Annotated in this window: 20 protein-coding genes and 1 other RNA gene; 6 read left to right on the forward strand and 15 right to left on the reverse strand. The window is 57.6% G+C overall.

The window, feature by feature from the left end:
• Nucleotides 1–36 precede the first annotated feature (36 nt).
• On the reverse strand, nucleotides 37–849 hold the full coding sequence (locus tag ACR0NF_RS11595) for a TIGR00282 family metallophosphoesterase (RefSeq protein ID WP_480470449.1): 813 nt from the start codon (nucleotides 847–849) through the stop codon (nucleotides 37–39).
• 253 nt (nucleotides 850–1,102) lie between these two features.
• Here ACR0NF_RS11595 and ACR0NF_RS11600 point away from each other — a divergent pair, with 253 nt between their 5' ends.
• Complete coding sequence (locus tag ACR0NF_RS11600; protein WP_480470450.1) at nucleotides 1,103–1,942, forward strand: 2OG-Fe(II) oxygenase; 840 nt, start codon at nucleotides 1,103–1,105, stop codon at nucleotides 1,940–1,942.
• Here the strand turns inward: ACR0NF_RS11600 and ACR0NF_RS11605 are convergent.
• The gene (locus ACR0NF_RS11605; protein WP_480470451.1) at nucleotides 1,939–2,511 is read right to left on the reverse strand and encodes a 5-formyltetrahydrofolate cyclo-ligase; all 573 of its coding nucleotides are present in this window, start codon (nucleotides 2,509–2,511) and stop codon (nucleotides 1,939–1,941) included. The genes ACR0NF_RS11600 and ACR0NF_RS11605 overlap by 4 nt on opposite strands.
• Nucleotides 2,508–3,902, reverse strand: a complete 1,395-nt coding sequence (gene mgtE, locus ACR0NF_RS11610; protein WP_480778285.1) for a magnesium transporter — start codon at nucleotides 3,900–3,902, stop codon at nucleotides 2,508–2,510. Before mgtE ends, ACR0NF_RS11605 begins: the two co-directional genes overlap by 4 nt.
• A 138-nt stretch (nucleotides 3,903–4,040) precedes the next feature.
• On the opposite strand from mgtE, the gene guaD reads away from it, so the two are divergent.
• On the forward strand, nucleotides 4,041–5,330 hold the full coding sequence (gene guaD, locus ACR0NF_RS11615) for a guanine deaminase (RefSeq protein WP_480470453.1): 1,290 nt from the start codon (nucleotides 4,041–4,043) through the stop codon (nucleotides 5,328–5,330).
• A 66-nt stretch (nucleotides 5,331–5,396) separates the two neighbouring features.
• Here guaD and ACR0NF_RS11620 read toward each other — a convergent pair whose 3' ends face one another.
• From ACR0NF_RS11620 to ACR0NF_RS11630, 3 genes are all read right to left on the reverse strand, one after another.
• Nucleotides 5,397–6,731 (reverse strand): 8-oxoguanine deaminase, encoded by a 1,335-nt coding sequence (locus ACR0NF_RS11620; RefSeq protein ID WP_480778286.1) that lies wholly within the window; start codon nucleotides 6,729–6,731, stop codon nucleotides 5,397–5,399.
• Nucleotides 6,732–6,846: 115 nt separating this feature from the next.
• Nucleotides 6,847–7,638, reverse strand: a complete 792-nt coding sequence (hisN, locus tag ACR0NF_RS11625) for a histidinol-phosphatase (RefSeq protein ID WP_480470455.1) — start codon at nucleotides 7,636–7,638, stop codon at nucleotides 6,847–6,849.
• Nucleotides 7,639–7,683: 45 nt separating this feature from the next.
• Nucleotides 7,684–8,055 (reverse strand): helix-turn-helix domain-containing protein, encoded by a 372-nt coding sequence (locus ACR0NF_RS11630; protein ID WP_480470456.1) that lies wholly within the window; start codon nucleotides 8,053–8,055, stop codon nucleotides 7,684–7,686.
• 324 nt (nucleotides 8,056–8,379) lie between these two features.
• On the opposite strand from ACR0NF_RS11630, the gene ACR0NF_RS11635 reads away from it, so the two are divergent.
• Nucleotides 8,380–9,339, forward strand: a complete 960-nt coding sequence (locus ACR0NF_RS11635; RefSeq protein ID WP_480470457.1) for an NADPH:quinone oxidoreductase family protein — start codon at nucleotides 8,380–8,382, stop codon at nucleotides 9,337–9,339.
• Here the strand turns inward: ACR0NF_RS11635 and ACR0NF_RS11640 are convergent.
• A complete protein-coding gene (locus ACR0NF_RS11640) occupies nucleotides 9,332–10,210 on the reverse strand; it encodes a LysR family transcriptional regulator (RefSeq protein WP_480470458.1) in 879 nt (292 codons plus the stop codon). The two genes, ACR0NF_RS11635 and ACR0NF_RS11640, sit on opposite strands and share 8 nt — an antisense overlap.
• A gap of 127 nt (nucleotides 10,211–10,337) precedes the next feature.
• Between ACR0NF_RS11640 and ACR0NF_RS11645 the strand changes: the two genes are divergently transcribed.
• Both ACR0NF_RS11645 and ACR0NF_RS11650 read left to right on the forward strand, forming a co-directional pair.
• Complete coding sequence (locus ACR0NF_RS11645) at nucleotides 10,338–10,556, forward strand: DUF1127 domain-containing protein (protein WP_480470459.1); 219 nt, start codon at nucleotides 10,338–10,340, stop codon at nucleotides 10,554–10,556.
• 173 nt (nucleotides 10,557–10,729) lie between these two features.
• Nucleotides 10,730–11,467 carry a Bax inhibitor-1/YccA family protein gene (locus ACR0NF_RS11650; RefSeq protein WP_480470460.1) on the forward strand — a complete coding sequence of 246 codons (738 nt, stop codon included), beginning with the start codon at nucleotides 10,730–10,732 and terminating at the stop codon, nucleotides 11,465–11,467.
• A 641-nt stretch (nucleotides 11,468–12,108) separates the two neighbouring features.
• Here the strand turns inward: ACR0NF_RS11650 and ACR0NF_RS11655 are convergent.
• The 3 genes from ACR0NF_RS11655 to rpmG all read right to left on the reverse strand — a co-directional run bounded on the left by ACR0NF_RS11655 (nucleotide 12,109) and on the right by rpmG (nucleotide 15,088).
• A complete protein-coding gene (locus tag ACR0NF_RS11655) occupies nucleotides 12,109–13,392 on the reverse strand; it encodes a glycosyltransferase family 4 protein (RefSeq protein ID WP_480470461.1) in 1,284 nt (427 codons plus the stop codon).
• Between the two features lie 837 nt (nucleotides 13,393–14,229).
• A complete protein-coding gene (locus ACR0NF_RS11660; protein WP_480470462.1) occupies nucleotides 14,230–14,736 on the reverse strand; it encodes a membrane lipoprotein lipid attachment site-containing protein in 507 nt (168 codons plus the stop codon).
• A gap of 184 nt (nucleotides 14,737–14,920) precedes the next feature.
• On the reverse strand, nucleotides 14,921–15,088 hold the full coding sequence (gene rpmG / locus ACR0NF_RS11665; protein ID WP_010441901.1) for a 50S ribosomal protein L33: 168 nt from the start codon (nucleotides 15,086–15,088) through the stop codon (nucleotides 14,921–14,923).
• A 365-nt stretch (nucleotides 15,089–15,453) separates the two neighbouring features.
• On the opposite strand from rpmG, the gene ACR0NF_RS11670 reads away from it, so the two are divergent.
• Nucleotides 15,454–15,786: a GYD domain-containing protein gene (locus tag ACR0NF_RS11670; protein WP_480470463.1), complete on the forward strand. Its 333-nt coding sequence runs from the start codon at nucleotides 15,454–15,456 to the stop codon at nucleotides 15,784–15,786.
• A gap of 6 nt (nucleotides 15,787–15,792) precedes the next feature.
• On the opposite strand, the gene rnpB is transcribed toward ACR0NF_RS11670, so the two are convergent.
• From rnpB to gatC, 5 genes are all read right to left on the reverse strand, one after another.
• Nucleotides 15,793–16,186: RNase P RNA component class A (gene rnpB / locus ACR0NF_RS11675), an RNA gene on the reverse strand.
• A gap of 114 nt (nucleotides 16,187–16,300) precedes the next feature.
• Nucleotides 16,301–17,005 (reverse strand): N-acetylmuramoyl-L-alanine amidase, encoded by a 705-nt coding sequence (locus ACR0NF_RS11680; RefSeq protein ID WP_480778287.1) that lies wholly within the window; start codon nucleotides 17,003–17,005, stop codon nucleotides 16,301–16,303.
• Entirely contained in the window at nucleotides 16,956–17,663 is a 708-nt protein-coding gene (locus tag ACR0NF_RS11685; RefSeq protein WP_480470465.1) for a hypothetical protein, read from the reverse strand. Before ACR0NF_RS11685 ends, ACR0NF_RS11680 begins: the two co-directional genes overlap by 50 nt.
• Before the next feature lie 41 nt (nucleotides 17,664–17,704).
• Nucleotides 17,705–19,192 (reverse strand): Asp-tRNA(Asn)/Glu-tRNA(Gln) amidotransferase subunit GatA, encoded by a 1,488-nt coding sequence (gatA, locus tag ACR0NF_RS11690; RefSeq protein ID WP_480470466.1) that lies wholly within the window; start codon nucleotides 19,190–19,192, stop codon nucleotides 17,705–17,707.
• Nucleotides 19,193–19,195: 3 nt separating this feature from the next.
• The gene (gene gatC / locus ACR0NF_RS11695; RefSeq protein WP_170392224.1) at nucleotides 19,196–19,483 is read right to left on the reverse strand and encodes an Asp-tRNA(Asn)/Glu-tRNA(Gln) amidotransferase subunit GatC; all 288 of its coding nucleotides are present in this window, start codon (nucleotides 19,481–19,483) and stop codon (nucleotides 19,196–19,198) included.
• Nucleotides 19,484–19,525 lie beyond the last annotated feature (42 nt).

Here is a 19,525-nt window from a genome sequence, read left to right on the forward strand (position 1 = left end):
CGCATTGCGTGCGTCAGAGCAAGCCTGACATGGTTCTCAGAGGCCCGCCTGCTGCAACCGCCCGCCCACGCGGACCATCTGCACAGATTTTGCGCGCCCGTCGCGATCGTCGGTTTCGACAAATACACCGCTCAGCGTCGCCTCGCCATTCGCAGGCGTGAACCGGGCTTTGGGCATTCCGGTGATGAAACGGCGCATCGGTTCTTGCTTGTCCATTCCGATCACCGAGTCATAATCCCCACACATCCCCGCGTCGGTGAGATACGCGGTGCCGCCCGGCAGGATCTGAGCGTCCGCTGTGGGCACATGTGTATGCGTCCCCACCACCAGGCTGACCCGCCCGTCGCAATAATGGCCCATCGCCATCTTCTCGGATGTCGCCTCGCAATGCATATCCACGATGATGGCATCGGCCTGCCCGCCGCGCGGGTGCGACTTCAGGATCGGCTCAACCCCCGAAAACGGATCGTCAAAGGGTCGTTTCATGAAAACCTGACCCAGCACCTGAACCACCAACACCTTGCGTCCGCCCGGTGCCGTATACAACCGATGCCCCCGCCCCGGTGCACCTTTGGCAAAATTCACCGGCCGCACGATGCGCGATTCTTTCTCGATGAACTGCAGCATATCTTTCTGATCAAACGCGTGATCGCCCAGCGTAATACAGTCTGCCCCCGCATCCAGCAACAATTTGGCGTGATCGCCGGTCAGCCCCATCCCGTTCGAGGCGTTCTCGCCATTGACCACAACGAAATCCAACCGCCATTCGTCTCGCAGACGTGGCAGATGCTGCTGTATGGCGGCGCGTCCCGCGCGCCCCATCACGTCGCCCAAAAAGAGTATCTTCATGCAGACTGTCCTAAGTCCGGCATCCTGCAAGCGCAAGCGGTTCCCACACGACCCCGAGCCTGAGGCACTTAGTTCCGGCACCCATCAAAATCCGAGCGAACAATGGCGCCTTGGAAGCTGGAATTGTTCACTATTATCCGCTGACCACTGGTTGGAACAGTTCGACGCAGCTGAAACGGTTGACACTCGACTTGTGTCGACGGCAAAATTCGCGGAGAAAGCGGTGTTTTAATTTATTGTTAGGTCTCGTGTTATGTCTTCTCCTGTCCTTGCCCTTGATCCTGAAACCCTCCTGCTGCCCACTAAAGACGCACGGGCTGCAGCGCAGAGTATCTCTGAAGATTATCAGTCGAAGACGCCGTTTCCCTATGGCGGTTACGACAATTTCCTCGACCCTGCCATTCTGGAGCGTGTGCTTGAGGATCTTGAGCAATTGCCCGAGGCCGAAACCAGCTTTGACCGCGCGCAGGAGAAACTGAAAACCAGCTATCAGCCCAACCGCTTGCCGCCCTATACGCGGCAGCTGTTCTATGCGTTGAACTCACGCCCCGTTCTTGCGTTCCTTGAAGAGTTGACTGGCATCAAAGGGCTGATCCCGGACCCCTATTTTGCAGGCGGCGGTATCCACGTCGTGTCGAATGGCGGGCACCTCGATATTCACGCGGATTTCAACCACCATGCCGGACTGAACCTTGAGCGCCGTGTGAACATGCTGATCTATCTGAACAAGGATTGGCGCGAGGAATATGGCGGCTCGTTCGAGGTCTGGAACGAGGACATGTCAGCGAAAGTCGCGGGGTTTGTGCCGCAGTTCAACCGTATGTGCATTTTCAACACCAGTTCGACCAGCTGGCACGGCAACCCTGAAACCGTGAACCACCCGGATGGCGAGCCCCGCAAGTCCATCGCGCTGTACTACTACACTGCGACCTGGGACAGTTCTCGCAAGTCTCATACGACGCTGTTCAAGCCGCGCCCCGGCACCGCCGACAAGCCAGACCGGCAAGTCGCGCGGCGTGCTCTGCTAGAAGATATTCTGCCACCGGTCATTCACCGGAAAGTAGCCGGGCGACTTTATAAACTTGGGTTCTAAGAGCGAAAGCTCAGCACACGACTTTCCGTGATCACCATGTCAAGCGGCTGATCTGTCGGCTCCAGCGGCAGACCGTCGTCTTCCTGCGCGTCGAAGGCGAACCCGATGGCCAGCGTCGGGCGTATAGCGCGCAGGCCTTCCAGTGTACGATCATAGAACCCTCCGCCATAGCCCAGTCGACCACCCTTTGCGTCGAAGGCCACCAGCGGCACGATCAGGATCTCGGGGTCGAAATAATCGTCGATCTCGGGCACCTTGGCGCCGAACGGTCCGTCTTTCAAAGCCCCTTCAGGCGTCCAGCGCGAAAAACGCAGCGGTTGGCCTGCGGCCTGAATAACCGGCACACCAACCGGGCCATAAGCAGCGGCTTCGGCCATGGCGGGTAGCGGATCAATCTCGGTGCGGATGGGCATGTAGCCGGAAATGGGAACGCCACGGTGCCCGGCCAGAACCTCGGACAGGCGGCCCGCTGCGCCGGGAGGCCGCGCGTTAAAAGCAGCCTTGCGGCGGGCAAAGGCCGCTTTCCGGGCGGCAGCTTTGATTTCGGTCAGATCGGTCGTTTCGGTCACAGTAGCACCATGCTGGCCAGCCCCAGGAAGATGAAGAACCCCATGACATCCGTTGTGGTGGTCACAAAGGTCCCGGACGCCAGCGCCGGGTCAACGCCCAGACGATCCAGCACCACCGGTACTACCGTACCCGCGAAGCCTGCGATGATCATGTTCACGACCAAGGCCGACCCGATCACGACACCCAGCAATGGAGAATCGAACCACATCATCCCTACCGTGCCCAGTACAATGGCAAAGCACAGCCCGTTCAGCATTCCGACCAGCAGTTCCCTCCGGATAACCCGGCCCACGTTCGAGCCCGTCAGGTCGCGTGTTGCCAGCGCGCGCACCGCGACCGTCAGCGATTGCGTGCCCGCGTTCCCGCCCATCGACGCCACGATGGGCATCAGAATCGCCAGCGCCACCAACTGGTCAATCGCCGCCTCGAACTGTGAAATCACCAGAGATCCGCAGATCGCAGTGACCAGATTGACACCCAGCCATGGCAACCGCCGCCTACTGGTTGCGGCAACACTATCCGAGATCGAGCTTTCGTCAGACACACCGGCGAGGCGCAACATGTCTTCTTCGTATTCCTCATCCAGAACCACCATCGCGTCATCGATGGTGATCACCCCGACCAAACGCCCGTCGGCATCCACCACCGGGGCCGAGATCAGGTGGTATTGATTAAAGGCATAGGCGACATCTTCTTCATCCTGATCGACAGGGATCGTATGCAGTTCCTCGTCGGCGATATCATGCAGAGGAATTTCGCGCCGGGTTGCCATCAGTTTGCCAAGAGACACCTGCGCAACGGGTTTGAGGCGCGGGTCGACCAGGATCACGTAATAGAACTGCTCAGGCAGATCGTCGTTTGCACGCATGAAATCGATCGCCTGCCCCACCGTCCAATGTTCGGGGGCCATGACGACCTCGCGCTGCATGAGGCGGCCCGCCGAGTTTTCCGGGTAAGAGAGTGCCTGCTCGGCCGCGATCCGCTCGGAATCCTCCAGCGCATCCAGAATGGTTTCCTGCTGCGGCTCTTCGAGATCCTCCAGCAGATCGACGACATCGTCGCTTTCCATGTCCCGCACGGCTTCGGCCAGCACGTCCGGCTTTAGAACGGCAATGACCTCCTCCCGAACAGATTCATCCAGTTCTGACAGGATATCGCCGTCGAATTCCTTATCATAAAGACGGATTAGCCGGGTCCGGTCATAGGGGTTGATCTGCTCAAGAAGGTCAGCAATGTCAGCCGGGTGCAGCGGCTCCATCAGCTCGATCAGCTTGTCGCGATCCTCGACATCCACGGCATAAAGAATGGCCGCGACAGTTCGCCTGTCCAGCGCATAGGCATCCTCATCCCGCGGCTGATCTTGTCCGGCTTCGTCAATGCCTGTGGTCATGCTCTGCCCCTCATTCCGCGCGATTGCTTCTAGATAGAAGAAGCAGCTACCGGAAAACAATGACAATGCTTGGATTTACCCACATCTTTTGCACCCCTATGCTGCCGAGCGATCCCAAACGGGCGGAGAACAGGGAAAATGGCGCAAAAGACGCTTTTGAAAGGGCGCGTACTCAGCTTCAATGGATCGCCATTCGAAGGCGAGCCTACCGAGGCGGCGGTAATACACGAGGCCTTGGTGATCGAAGACGGGCGCATCGCAGCGCTTGGCACGGCGTCGGACCTGACGCGAGCGCATCCTGAGGCGGCGATCAAGGACTATGGCCGCCATCTGATCATGGCAGGATTCGTCGATCCGCATGTGCATTACCCTCAGACCGCGATGATCGCCAGTTGGGGTAAGCGCCTGATCGATTGGCTGAACAGCTATACCTTCCCCGAGGAGATGAAGTTTGGTGACCTGGCCTATGCATCGGAGATTGCCAACCGATATCTGGACCTGACAACCGCGCATGGCACAACGACGATGTGCAGCTTCTGCACGATTCACCCTGAAAGCGTCGATGCGTTCTTCACGGCAGCTCAGGCGCGCGGTCAGCGGGTTGTGGCAGGCAAGACCTGCATGGACCGCAATGCCCCCGAGCGTCTGCGCGACACGGCCCAGACAGCCTATGATCAGTCGCAAGCCTTGTTGGAGAAATGGCACGGGATCGATCGGCTTTCTTACGCCATCACGCCGCGCTTTTCACCCACGTCGACACCGGAACAGCTTGAGGCCATGGGGGCGCTGTGGGGTGAATATCCGCATTGTCTGATGCAGACCCATTTGTGTGAACAGACAGATGAGATCGAGTGGGTCCGATCCCTCTTCCCCGACGCGCGGGATTATCTGGATACCTATGAGCAGTTTGGTCTGCTGCGGAAAAATGGCCTTTATGGCCATGTCATCCACCTGGAACAACGAGAGCGGGATCGGCTGCACGAAATGGAAGCGGCGCTAATTCATTGCCCGACCTCGAACACGTTTATTGGCTCCGGGCTGTTCGATATGGAGGGCCTGATGCGTGAAGGACATCGTGTGGGACTGGCCACGGATACCGGTGGCGGGTCCAGCTTTTCGATGTTGCGGACCATGGCAGCCGCCTACGAGATCGGACAGCTGCGGGGCGCTCCGCTGCATCCGGCGCAACTGTTGTGGTTGGGAACCGTGGGGTCGGCGCGGACATTGCATATGGACGATTGTATCGGCAACGTTGCAACCGGAATGGAGGCGGATCTGGTTATCCTCGACCTTGCCTCGACCCCGGCGATTGCGCAGCGTGAAGCACACGCAGATGATCTGTGGGAGGCGGTGTTTCCCACGATCATGATGGGCGATGATCGGGCGGTGGCGGATGTCTGGATCGGTGGCTCAAAGGTGCAAGCGTGAGAGGGATGCGCCTGTGGCGCATGCCTCCGGCGGGGATATTTTTTGGCCAGATGTAGGGCGGATCCGCTAGTCGATCAGAGCGCGGGCGAGGCGGTTTTGGGTTTCAATGGCTTTGGGCAGATCGATGGTGATGATCTGACTGTCCCGGACAATCTGCCGGCCTTCGACGAAGAGGTGTTTGACGCGCGTTGGTCCTGCAAGCAGCAAGGCAGCAGGATCCCAGTTGCCGGCGCTTTCGATGCCGGAGACATCCCAGATGGCGATATCGGCCCGTTTGCCCTGCATAAGGCGACCGCAATCCGTACGATTCAGCACATCCGCCCCACCACGCGTGGCAATCTCAAGCGCTTCGCGCGCAGACATTGCATCAGCCCCATTCGCGACCCGTTGCAGCAACATGGCCAGACGCGCCTCAGAAACCAGATTACTGCTGTCATTGCTGGCTGATCCATCGACCCCGAGGCCGACCGGAACGCCACGATCACGCATAGCACGAACCGGGGCAATGCCTGAACCAAGGCGGCAGTTTGAACACGGGCAGTGAGCGATCCCAGTTCTGGTGCGGGCGAAGAGATCGATCTCGGCCTTGTCCAATTTGACGCAATGGGCATGCCACACGTCCGAACCCGTCCAGCCGAGGTCTTCGGCATACTGGCCGGGGCGGCAGCCAAATTGGGCTTGCGAATAGGCAATATCTTCGTCGTTTTCGGCCAGATGCGTGTGCAACATCACGCCCTTGTCTCGGGCCAGCAGAGCCGCATCGCGCATCAGTTCGCGACTGACTGAGAATGGAGAGCATGGGGCGAGGCCGACACGGCACATTGATCCCTCGGAAGGGTCATGAAAGGCATCCACGACACGGGTCATGTCGTCGAGGATGGCTGTTTCCGCCTCGACCAGGGCATCGGGCGGCAGGCCCCCATCGCTTTCACCGATACTCATCGCGCCACGCGTCGGGTGGAAGCGCAGGCCCAGTTCAGCTGCGGCGTGAATCGTGTCTTCAAGCCGCGCGCCGTTCGGATAGAGGTAGAGGTGGTCAGAGCTGAGCGTGCAGCCCGACAACGCGAGCTCTGCGAGGCCGATCTGGGTGGAGACGAACATCTCTTCCGGGCCAAACCGAGACCAGATCGGGTAGAGCGTTTGCAGCCAGCCGAACAACAGCGCATCCTGCCCGCCCGGCACCGCGCGCGTGAGAGTTTGATAGAGATGGTGGTGAGTGTTCACCAAGCCGGGTGTCACCACGCAGCCGGACCCATCGTGGATCTCTCCGCTGGTGGTCAACCCATGGCCGATGTCGGCAATCTGCCCGTCTCGGACCAACAGATCGGCGTTCGCGAGCTCTTGCCGCGTATCATCCATCGTCACGATGACATCGGCGTTTCGGATCAGGAATTCGGTCATTTTTTGCACTCCCGCATAAGCCCGTCTCATGCGTGAAGTGCCGGGCTGGTGGAAAACGGGCGCAAGAACCAGCCGTGTTTAGCATACGGTCGCCGCGATCATGCGGCAACCCGTTTCAGTGGTTGCGCAAGATATCCAGAGCAACGGCATGGAGTTCGGGGGTGGCCGCAGCCAGCGCACGCCCACCTTCATGGGCCGGATTACCTTGCCAGTCGGTGACGACACCTCCTGCCGCCTCGATCACCGCGATCGGTGCCTGAATGTCATAGGCGTTCAATCCGGCCTCGATCACCAGATCAATCTGCCCGGCCGCCAGAAGCGCATAAGCATAACAATCCATGCCATAGCGCGTCAGTTTTGACTGCGAGGCGACTGCGTGAAAACCAGCGCCCTCGGCCTCAGTACCGACTTCGGGGAAGGTGGTGAAAACGATCGCCTGATCCAGTGAACGCGTCGGGCGCGTGCCAAGTTTGGTCTGGCCAAGGGGGCCTTTGACAAAGGCATGTCCGTTGCCGCCGACAAAACGCTCGCCGATATAGGGTTGATCAATCACACCCATGACCGGGCCGGTATCCGTGCTCAGCGCGATCAATACCCCCCACGTCGGTGTACCGCTGATGAAACCACGCGTGCCGTCGATTGGGTCCAGAACCCAGACGCGCCCGCTTGTTCCGGCGCTCTGGCCAAACTCTTCTCCGAATATACCGTCGTCCGGGCAATGCCGCGCCAATACGGCGCGCATGGCTTTCTCGGCCTCACGATCGGCGATCGTGACCGGATCAAACCCGTCTGCGAGTTTGTTGTCGGTTTCCAGATTTGTCTGGCGGAAATAAGGAAGGATGGCCGTCCGCGCCGCGTCGGCCATTTCTTCTGCAATATCAAGATCACTCAGTAGGGTGTGTTGCATGGTTTACCCGTGCGACCGAAGCCCCCCGAAGTCAAGTCGATTGTGTCAGGCGACGTCGCTTAGCACACGGGCCAATTCAAACAGGCGGCGGCGCTGGTTTTCCGGAATGGCGTAGTATGAACGCACCAGATCGAGCGCTTCCTTATCGCCCATCAGGTCAGCCGGGACAGATTTCTTGTCAGCGTCCGATTTTTGAGTCTCTTCCAGTCCTTCAAAGAAGAAGGCGACAGGTACATCCAATGCCTCAGCGATATCCCAAAGGCGAGACGCGCTAATCCGGTTGGCACCTGTTTCATATTTTTGGATCTGCTGAAACTTAATACCAACTTGCTGCGCCAACTGCTGCTGGGTCATGCCAATCAGCCAGCGGCGATGCCGGACGCGTTTGCCCACATGGACATCGACGTGATGGGTCATTGGTAGTCTCCTTTACACAAACACCTGTCCGGGAAAACGCGACAGCAGCCGTCTCCGCTAAGTTAGCGGGTCGCTGCTTAAGAACTCCCTAATCCGGATCGTGCCCCCCGAACAGCACCATAGGGTAATATTGCCGCAATAGAATATTTTTTCAAGCGGGTTGAGTCGCGGAATGCACACAGTGGTTTGTGGTTGTAGGGTTTTTTGAGATCAATGCGTTTCCAATTAAGAAACAGTGCCTTCCGATCTCCGCAGCTTTTCGGATAGGAATTGACAAAACGCCCCGACCCCACGCCTATAGCGGTCAAAACCCGGAGAGCGTTGATGCTGGCATACCATATCAAGACCCAGGGAGCCCCTGCACAGTTGTGCAAGGTCGAACTGCCCTCACCCTCCGAGGGTCATATTCGCGTTTCGATCCGTGCTTGCGCGTTGAACTTTGCGGACCTGCTGATGCAAAAGGGAACATATCAGGACACGCCGGATGCGCCGTTTACGCTTGGCATGGAAATCGCCGGGATTGTCGACGAAATCGGAAACAATGTGACGAATCTGAAGCCCGGAGATCGCGTTGCGGTCTATTCCGGCCAGGGCGGTCTTGCCGAATCAGGTATATTCGAGGCCGCGAGAGCGGTCCCCATCCCCGATTCCATGAGTTTCGAAGACGCCGCAGCGATACAGATCGCTTATGGCACAAGCCACATTGCCCTCGATCATCGGGCACGCCTGCAACCGGGCGAAACGCTGTTGGTGACGGGCGCTGCGGGCGGTGTCGGGCTGACCGCTGTCGAGATCGGCAAGCTGATGGGGGCAACAGTGATTGCGCAGGCACGTGGCGCAGACAAGCTGGCCGTGGCACAGCGGGCTGGAGCAGACCATCTGATCGACGCGGGTGAAGATTTGCGTGAAAGGGTTCTGGCGCTTGGCGGCGCGGATGTCGTCTACGACGCGATCGGAGGAGATGTGTTCAAGTCCGCCTTTCGCGCCACAAACCCCGAGGGTCGTCTGCTGCCGATCGGGTTTGCCGGGGGTGATGTTCCGCAAATTCCCGCCAACCATCTGCTGGTCAAGAACCTCAGCGTGATCGGTGTCTATATCGGAGGGTATCTGACCTTCCGGCCCGAGGTTGTCCATAACAGCTTCAACACGCTGTTCCGCTGGCATTCAGAGGGTAGGATCAAACCTCATATCAGCCATGTGCTGCCCCTGCAGGAGGCAGCACAGGGCCTTGAGTTGCTGCGCGCGCGCAAATCCACTGGAAAAGTGGTGATCCGGATCAACTAACCGCCTTGAGTGGATGTGCACTCGGGCGTGTGAAGTTCTGGCGCAGCAGGTTGGCAAGCTCGGCCACATATTCCTCACGCACCCGCTCGGCCCCGTAGAGGTTGATGAACTGTACCGGCAGGTCCGGCAGTGCGCCGCCATGGTCGATCAGTTCCTGATGGTTGGGTTGCGTGCCTTCCAGCAGCACACCGACGGCCAGATCGGCGCTGACAGTGGCCTCAACCGTACGGTCCGAATCGCTGTCGATGCTCATATCCCAGTTGATCCCGGCATCATCCAGTGCCGAGGTCGCGACAGGACGGAAAATGCAGTTCCGGCAGAACCCCAATCGCAGCGGCTTTTGCCGCCAGGCCGATCCGTTCAATGCTCCGACCCAACGCAACGGCATGTGGTGCAGCGTTTCAGCCCCCTCACCTGCCCCGGATTCGGTCGTGACAATCAGATCGAAGGCCCCACGCGCGAACTCATCCTTCAATTGGCGCGTATTCGACGTGACGAGATTTACGCTGACCCGCGGAAAACTCGCGTTGAAGCGCTGCAGCACCCTTGGAATGAATGGATGCACGACGTCATGCGGCACGCCCAAGGTGACCTCTCCTTCAAAGGCCTGATCCGTCAGGCGTCCAATCACCTCATCATTCAATGCGATCATGCGTCGGGCATAGGCCAGCAACTGCTCACCCGAGGCTGTCAGGGCAATGGTTCGGCCTGAACGGTCCAGAAGCTCTAATCCCAGCAGCTCTTCCAGACGCTTGAGCTGCATCGAAACGGCGGATTGCGTCAGATGAAGAAAACCGGCGGCCCGCGTCACGCCGCCGTAGTCAGCAACGGCCACGAAAGAGCGCAAGGTGGTGATGTCCAGATTTCGCATCTTCACGATTCCTTATGTGACAGTTCATAAACATTCATTTTCAAAATATGTCAGATTGATCCATATAGATCAAGGAAATTGATTGAAGCGCAGTGTTTCATCAAGCAACCACGAAAGGGCAAAGATCATGACCCATATAGCTATCTCAACCCGTCGCCCCGTTCGGAATGCGGCGTTTGGTACGCGGATACTGAGCCTGCTCAGCCTCGCCCGACAGCGGAGAGCGCTTGCACAGCTGGATGATCGTGCACTCGAGGATATCGGTGTCACCCGGTCCCAGGCCGAGGTTGAAGCGAAACGCCCTGTCTGGGATGCCCCGGACAATTGGCACAAGCACCTGTATTAATACGGAAATGCCAGGTATTTGGCGGCGTTTTTAACACTGCCGCCAAATTTGCTGACAGTTTTGCTGAGTTTTAGGCCTAAAACCCTTGAAACGCGGGCCACACTCTCCGATATTTGCTGGGAAACCGGCCTGCAATCGCAGGCTGAGAGCAGAATATCAGAGGGAGACCCTTTATGGCACAATTCGACACGATCCGGACGGCGTCCGGCGCGCGCGCTGCCGAGATCGATGAGGGCCTGCGCGCCCATATGAACAAAGTCTACGGCACCATGTCCGTAGGCATGCTGATCACATTTGCAGTGGCCTGGGCCGTCGGCACCAGCCCGCAATTGCTGTCGGTATTCCGCGATCCGGTAACGTTGAGCCCGAACATCCTGGGCTGGATCGTGATGTTTGCGCCCTTGGGCATGGTGTTTGCGTTTGGCGCTGCCATCAACCGCCTGTCCGCAGCCGGCGCACAGCTGTTCTTCTACGCTTTCGCGGCCGTCATGGGCCTGTCGATGAGCTGGATCTTCGTTGCCTTCACCGGCATTTCGATAGCACAGGTCTTCCTGGTGACTTCGATCGCCTTCGCAGGCCTGTCACTCTACGGCTATGTCACCAAGAAAGACCTGTCCGGCATGGGTACATTCTTGATGATGGGCGTGATTGGTCTGGTGGTCGCAATGATCATCAACCTGTTCCTGCAATCGCCGGCCATCATGTTTGCCGTGTCGATCCTGGGTGTTCTGATCTTCGCCGGTCTGACCGCCTATGACACGCAGAACATCAAGAACACCTACCTGCAGATGGCCCATGCGGGCGATCAGGAATGGCTGGGCAAAGCTGCCATCATGGGAGCGCTGAACCTGTATCTGGACTTCATCAACATGTTCATGTTCCTGCTGCAGCTTTTGGGGAACAGAGAGTAAAGCTCTCTCACGCCCATTCAGGACTGGCGGAGCCTGCCGAGACCCAGTCTCGGCAGGCTCTTTCGTTCCGGAAACACTTTCTGCTGAGCACACGAATCCCAGAAGATGGGCTCGATATCTTCAAGCCTGAGCTAAATAATTTCATCTTTCTGAGAAATGGCCAATCTTCTCAGGAGCATTAGAATGAAAAACTGCTAGAAAGAAATTTGCAAGCTCACAATCTGTCTCTCTACAATTCTAGACCGGGTCCTGCAAGTCAGGCCGATGCCCGCGGTACCTCCTCATAGATCGGGCGATACTCATCCAGTCTGATAAGAGGCCTATACGAATTCCTGTCACCACTCGTTGTCCTACGCCCCAAGCTGCGCCCCAAGGGCTCCCTTTTTTTACCGATAGAATTCGGGCCCTAAGAGACTTCCGTAGTTGCTGACTCAATAGACTTGGCACTCTCTGGTTACGCACAAGATGAAGAGCAATCGTGCGTCTGCTGTCATCAAATGTGCGGCTACTATATCCATCTGCAACGAAAATTTGCCCCTAACCCCTAACAATCTTCCGAAGCACATTGAGACAGATTGGAAACGTGATGCAAATCGTTTTCAGCGCTCTTACAAATAGAGCGTGTCACCTTGATACAAATCTTAAAAGATCTCTTTAAAAATCCGCAAAAGTTTATCCGTATACTTCTCGATGCTGCAGTCATGACGTATCTGTCGTGCTGCTTCGAATGCAGTATTGGCGTGATCCGGGTACGATTCAATCACTTGCGCCAACGCCGCTGCAAGTAAATCTGGCGCAAGCGCCTTTGGTTCTGCGATTGATCGACTTGATGGAAAATAGACGTATTTCGGCATTTTCGCGTTTGTCGATCCGAGTTGAGCATATTCACTGAGCGACAATGTTGGCTCTACAAGCGTTGCCGCACCGTCAAAAGGCAAAATCTCCGGATGACCATCAATGTTCGATAGAACCGTCGGGATGCCCGAGGCCAACGCCTCAAGAGGAGAAAGGCCAAAAGGCTCACGGAGCGACGGTGCGACGAAAATATCGGTCTCATCGAGCAATGCGCCCATATCCTTCACCAGACCAAGAAATATTACCTTGTCATCTGGCAACAATCTTTGCGCCGTTTTCTTGAGTATTGAAGTTTCGGGCCCATCACCAGCGATCGTGAGTTTAACAGGATAACCTTGATCTAACAGATCGGCCGTCGCGTGGACCAAGCTCGCGAACCCTTTGAAAGAGACCAGACGCGCTGCGCATGTAATTCGAATATCATTTATTGGCGTCTTCTTTTTGTTCAGGATGCGATCGGCGATCGCCTGACGCACAGGGTTACAAACCACATGAATCCTGCCTTCATACTGCCATAAATTTTCGAGTAGATACTTATTGGCTTCAGAAACGCTGATGATTCCATTCATTCTAGCCAGCTGTTGCTGTCGCCATGTGTTCACTATTCTTATCGAAGAGAAGCCGTGATCATAAAAAGCGAACTTTCGGTTTCTCGACCTCATATATGGATCGGGCGGGGCGTTCCAACACACTACGTGATCGAGATTTGAGCGACCGATCAGTTTATTCAACAGCGTCCGCTGAACGCGATTACGTGTCCTTGGCATCGAGGTTGGCAGAATGTTAGCAACGCGATAGGTTTGCGGAGACTGCACTTCTACGCCAATCTGCTCCAGCGATGTGGCGAAATGAGCAAGGGGTCGCGTTTTTGCTCTGTTGACGGTGCATATTTGATGCCCTCTAGCAGCGACCGCTTCTGCAAAACCTGCGTATAGGGTCTGCAATCCTCCAAAATCATCAAGTGCAATATAGTGCGCAGGTAAATCCAAGGTTTTCATTTTATAGTTTTCAGTTCTATTTGCAGGATCTTGTTGTTCGCCAGCTATCAACTTTGAAGTGTGATCAGCCATGTGTCATTTTGCCTATCCGGTCTATCGCCATCATGTTTGGGCGGATCGAAGTTCATGAGCATTTTGAGTTGCATTTTCTAATACTCCGAAGCGTACCCCAAGAACAGGTGGCTGTCGTCGTACCTGCCTATCAGCGCGATCTAACCCTCTCGAAGAGTTTGTTCGTATCCCGTCTACTGCTTCCACACCACGTACTGCAGGTTCATTTTGATCGACTACACTGGCGCTCGGTGCTTAGGGGCCGTCAAACATGGAATTTCCAATAAATCAAGCCTACCATACGAAGGCATAGCGAAACGTGCGGATATCAACCTGTGCAATTTCCCATCAGACAGAATCCCAACGGAACAAACCAAATCGCACCAATACACTACTAATTCCGCTAAATGATACTAATAGGGTTCATCTACTGAGATTGAGTGCGAACAGGTTGCAGAGAAATAAGGACAAACGACCGCTCAGCATGCAACAACAAAACACAGGTGTTTTGTATTAGCCTCGGAAAAAGGGCACCTAAACTGACGCCTGTCCCCTGATGCCCCCTCATTCATAACGAGTAGAGGTTCTGATGGAGTTCATTCCCATTGCGAACAGTTGCACTACCCATTTGGGCGCCGGTCGCTTCGAACCTTTCAGCTTGGCGTTCTCAGGCGTCAACGTCTTCTGCCGACTAACGTCGGACACCTCTAAAGCACCTTCAACACTGCATTTGCAGCGCTCATGACCAGCGCAGGTTTGCGCACGGTCATGACCTTTGCTGAATGGCGGAACAGTGGTGTATAACGAAAAACCCCCGCCGTACTGGCGGGGGTTTAGCTTGATTGGGGTCTTTCTGATTTAGCTGCAATTCAGCGGCACCGCAAAGCCCGAACTACGCTCGGAAGAGCCTTTGCGGAAAACGTCGCCAGCGGGCAAGCAGCCGGTAAAGCGTTCGGTTTGTTCGCCGAATGCTGCACCAATAGAATTGTCGACCCGCGTGTCGCCTTGGGTCGTGCGCAATACGGCATAGAGGGTGCTGTTCACTTCGACGGTGCTGAGCAACAGATTGGTGCTTTGACCCGAAAGCGGAACTGCGGTCGTGTCAGTCCGGCCACCGTTGTCGATCGCGACACGCGCCAGTTTGTTCGGGTCTGTTTCATTCGAGGCCACGCGAACGGTCGGCAGTTCGGCCAGTTCCGCGGGGATATTGGTCGCTTGAGGCACAAAAGCCGCCGCGCCTTCGACCTCAGAGATCGTGCGCGGCTCGCCATCAATACCGGTGAACCCTACGCCTTCACGGTTGAATGGGTCTTCGCAGGCTGACAGGGTCAGAACGGCAAGGGCGGGCAACAAGATTTTTTTCATGGCGGTCAACATTTTGGAAAGGGTTGCTAAAGCCTAGTGGCAGCGAGTGCGAAAAAGCAAGCCGCTGCGGATCAGAACACTGAAAATGCTGATGCGCCCCTGCAACGCCCTTTCTGAGCGCCTACAACAAAAAAAGGACCCTGCCAGACAGGGTCCTTTTCAGAAATTCACGTCAGAGGGCAGATTACTTGATCTTGCCTTCTTTATACTCGACATGCTTCCGAGCGACCGGGTCGTACTTACGAATGGTCATTTTCTCGGTCATGGTGCGCGCGTTTTTCTTGGTCACGTAGAAGTGGCCCGTGCCCGCGGTCGAGTTCAGACGGATCTTGATTGTCGTCGGCTTCGCCATGGTTATCTCCTGCGTCCGAAAAGGCAGGGGCCTTTCGGTTGAAATCCTTATGAGCGTGCGCTTTTACCTGCTCGCGCGCCCGAGTCAACCGGATTCGGCGGGTTTGGGGAACAATTCATCAGAGGTGACCTGGTGCCCCGGTTTGGCGTGTTCACGAGTTTGTGATAGGGTGCGCCATACCCTGCGCCAAATCTGCTCCCAACCACCGGAGCGGGGCGCGGACCACCCGCACCACTCACGCAATTGCTTTGGCTTGGTCGCCTTTTCGACCGGGCCAGTTCGGTTTCGCGCGCTGGTGCGTGCGAGAGGCCACGGAACCGGTCAGCATAAAGGTTCCACAAAACTCAAGTCCAAAGGAGAGACCCATGCCTGTTTTCATTACTTACGCATCCTATTCGTCCGAGGCCGTCAAGGCGATGGTGGCAAAGCCTCAGGATCGTACCGGCCCGGTCAGAGCGCTGCTTGAGAAGGCGGGCGGAAGGCTGATCTCCTTCTACTTCACCACAGGCGGCAACGATGTTGTTGTCATCAGTGAAGTTCCTGACGGCACAGATGCGGTTGCAATCGGGATGGCGGTTGCCAGCACCGGTGCGGTCTCGAGGATCGAAACCGTACGCGCATGGCCTGCCGAAGATTTTGTCGCGGTGGCCCAAAAGGCTGCGACACTGACCGGAGCTTACACCCCACCAACAGGCTGAGAAGATACGCGCGGAGGGCCTGTAAGCCGGATCCTGTTCCGGGGTTGCCCCCTTCGATGACCATTCCTCTAGGCCGTGCATTGCTACGCGGCTCGAGCTGCCAACCCGGTCCCTCTCGGCCAAGGCGAGCCTAGCGGCGGTATCGGTTTGCACCGACCGGCCCGCGCGGGGACCCTATTCGGCATTGCTCCCGGTGGGGCTTGCCGTGCCGCCGCTGTTGCCAGCGGCGCGGTGGGCTCTTACCCCACCGTTTCACCCTTGCCACACGTGTGTGGCGGTCTGATTTCTGTGGCGCTTTCCGTCGGGTTTCCCCGCCCGGGCGTTACCCGGCACCGTTGCCTTGTGGAGTCCGGACTTTCCTCTCGGGCTTTGCGGCCCCAGCGGCCATCCGGCCCTCCGCGCAGTGGGTTGGGTATGCTTTGGGATCGGGGACGTCAAGAGGAGAAGGGGCCAGCCCCTTCTTGGCCTGCGGCCAATTCATCCCCGGGATATTTTTGGCCAGATGAAGGGCGGATCAGGTTATCACCCGGGATGAGCCGAGAGCCTTGAGATCGTCGGATTGTGCGGGGCCAGTGGCCCAGGGACGAAAGCGCAAGCGGGTGGCGGCGAGGAGCGTGGCGTCGTCGATCGGGGCAGTATAACCACGGGTTTGGGCAAGGGCACGGAGTGTGGTGCCCTCCGGAGCGGTGCTGCCGCGTTGGGCGGCCAGGCTCTGGCGCTCCAGTCGTTGCCAGTCAAATCGGGGGCCGGGGTCGGTTTTGCGTCCCGGTGCCATGTCCGAATGGCCGATCACGCCCTCTGAGGAAATGGCCCAGCGTTGCATAATCTGCGGCAGAAGCTGTTCGAGCACTCGCATTTGGGGATCGGCAAATGGATGGTCGCCTCGGTTATCCAGTTCGATACCAATAGAGCGGGAGTTTATGTCTGTCTGCCCGTGCCACTCCCCTGCCCCGGCGTGCCAGGCGCGATCTTCCTCGCGGACAAGCTGCCAGAGTGTGCCATCGCCGCCGATCAGGTAGTGCGCAGAGACTTCCGGACCGGGATCGCAGAGGCGTTCGAGTGCGGCCGCGGCGCTCTCCATAGCAGTATAGTGCAGTACGATCAGCGTGGGCTTCAGCCCATCCCTTCGAGGGCCGAAATTAGGCGATGGCTGCCAGATGGGAGAGAGTTCAGTTGTTGACAGCACTGCGGAACGGGCTGGGATCCCAGCCGCAGGCATAGCCGTCACCGTCCGGATCCAGCCCTTTACGATCACGCTGAGGACCGCCGTTAGACAGGAACTCGATCTGGGCCTGATCGGGCGAAGCGAATTGTGCGCAATTGCGTTCTGCCTTGGCCTGCAGGTTGAATCCGGCACGGCTGTAGAGCTGGGTGCCGACAGGGTTTGAGGTGCTCAGCGCATATTGTACGATATTGGGCTGACCGTCAGAGCCGCGCTGGGGCACAACGGTGGGCGCGACGACCTCGTAGGTCTGTCGGTTCTGTTCGATCCGGGCGGCGTCATCGTCGATGGTTCGCCGGTTCGAGACGGCCTCGAAATCCTGTTCGTCGGAGATACTGTTGTTGTTTGTTGCAGTCAGAGGCGCGGCGTTCGCTTCCTGACCGGATGTATTCGCCAGGGCAATGGCCGTTTGGTTTGCAATATCTGACGCGTCACCCACCGGGGCATCAGATCCAACCGTCCCCTGCGCCGAAAGCGGTTGTTCCGAGATCGCCTCGGGCGGTGCAAGAGGGTTGCCCCCCAGGCCCTGCCCGGCCAATTCAGCCTCGCGTTGCGCCTGATATTCCGGCGTATTGAAACCCGTACCCGAGACCGGTGCCACGGTGTTACAAGCCGCAATCAGCCCCAAGGCCGGGATCAGAAGCAATTGGCGCATTTGGCTGCTCCGGTTGTGTAGTGCCGTATCTGGCTTGAGGATTACCACCATTTTCCAGGCTTGGCCACAAACCCGGCAGCATTCTCAAGCGCGTAGGCGGTGTTGAGCAGATCGCCCTCGTCCCATGGACGACCGATCAGCTGAAGACCCAGTGGCAACCCCTGTTTGTCCAGACCTGCAGGCACCGAAATACCGGGGAGACCAGCGAGGTTCACGGTCACGGTGAACACGTCGTTCAGGTACATCTGCACTGGATCCGCCTCAGTCATCTCACCCAGTCCGAACGACGCCGATGGTGTCGCCGGGGTCAGGATCGCATCGACGCCTGCGGCAAAGACATCTTCGAAATCTTTCTTGATCAGGGTGCGAACTTTGCGCGCCCGGTTATAGTAGGCATCGTAGAAACCTGCCGAGAGCACGTAGGTGCCAATCATCACACGGCGCTGAACCTCGTGGCCGAACCCTTCCGCGCGAGTCTTTTCGTACATCTCGGTGATGCCATCGCCCTGCGCCAGCTGCGCGCGGCGGCCATAGCGGACACCGTCGTAACGGGCGAGGTTCGAGGACGCCTCGGCCGGGGCGATCACATAGTAGGCAGGCAAAGCGTACTTTGTGTGCGGCAGCGAGATATCGACGATCTCGGCACCTGCGTCTTTCAGCATAGCGGCGCCATCGGCCCACAGTTTTTCAATCTCAGCGGGCATTCCGTCCATGCGGTATTCTTTCGGGATACCGATCTTCTTGCCCTTGATGTCGCCGGTCAGCATCGCCTCGAAATTCGGGACGGCCAGTTCAGCACTGGTCGAATCCTTGGGGTCGTGGCCGCACATGGTTTCCAGCATGATCGCCGCATCGCGCACGTTCTTGGTCATCGGCCCAGCCTGATCCAGCGAAGACGCAAAGGCCACGATGCCCCAGCGAGAGCAACGGCCATAAGTCGGTTTGATGCCGGTGATGCCCGTGAACGCAGCAGGCTGACGGATCGAGCCACCAGTATCGGTACCGGTTGCAGCCAGGCACAAATCGGCGGACACTGCCGAGGCCGAGCCGCCCGATGAACCGCCGGGTGTCAGCTGAGCATCGTCATTGCCGCGTCGCCAAGGGCTGACGACGTTGCCATAGACCGAGGTCTCGTTGGAAGAGCCCATGGCGAATTCGTCCATGTTCAGCTTGCCCAGCATCACGGCACCGGTATCGGCCAGTTGCTGAGACACGGTGGATTCGTATTCGGGCTTGAAGCCTTCGAGAATTTTCGAAGCCGCCTGCGAGGGCACGCCCTTGGTACAGAACAGATCCTTGATACCGATGGGCAGACCACACATCGACGGCGCATCGCCCGCCTTGATCCGCTCATCCGCTGCTTTAGCGCGCTCCAGAGCGATCTCGGGGGTTTTGTGGACAAACGCGTTCAGCGCATCGGCCTCGTCAATCGCCTTGAGGCAGGATTCGGTCAGCTCAACCGAGGTCACATCACCCTTGCGAAGCGCGTCGCGGGCCTCGGCCAGGCCCAGTTTGTTCAGATCGCTCATGACTTACTCCACAACTTTGGGAACAGCGAAGAACCCTTCGCGCGCATCGGGGGCATTGGACAGGACCTTGTCCTGCTGGTTTCCGTCGGTGACTACATCCTGACGACGCTTCAGGCGCATCGGCTCGACCGAAACCATCGGCTCGACACCTTCGACATCCACTTCGTTCAGTTGCTCGATAAACCCAAGGATATTGTTGAACTCGGACGCCAGCGCAGGCAGCGCGTCATCCTCGACCTTGATCCTGGCCAGTTTGGCCACCTTGGCGGCTGTGCTTTGGTCAATCGACATCGGAAACCCTCATATACGCTTAAGGAGGGCGTTTACCTGTCT

It is taken from the genome of Ruegeria sp. CF4 (assembly GCF_056537345.1).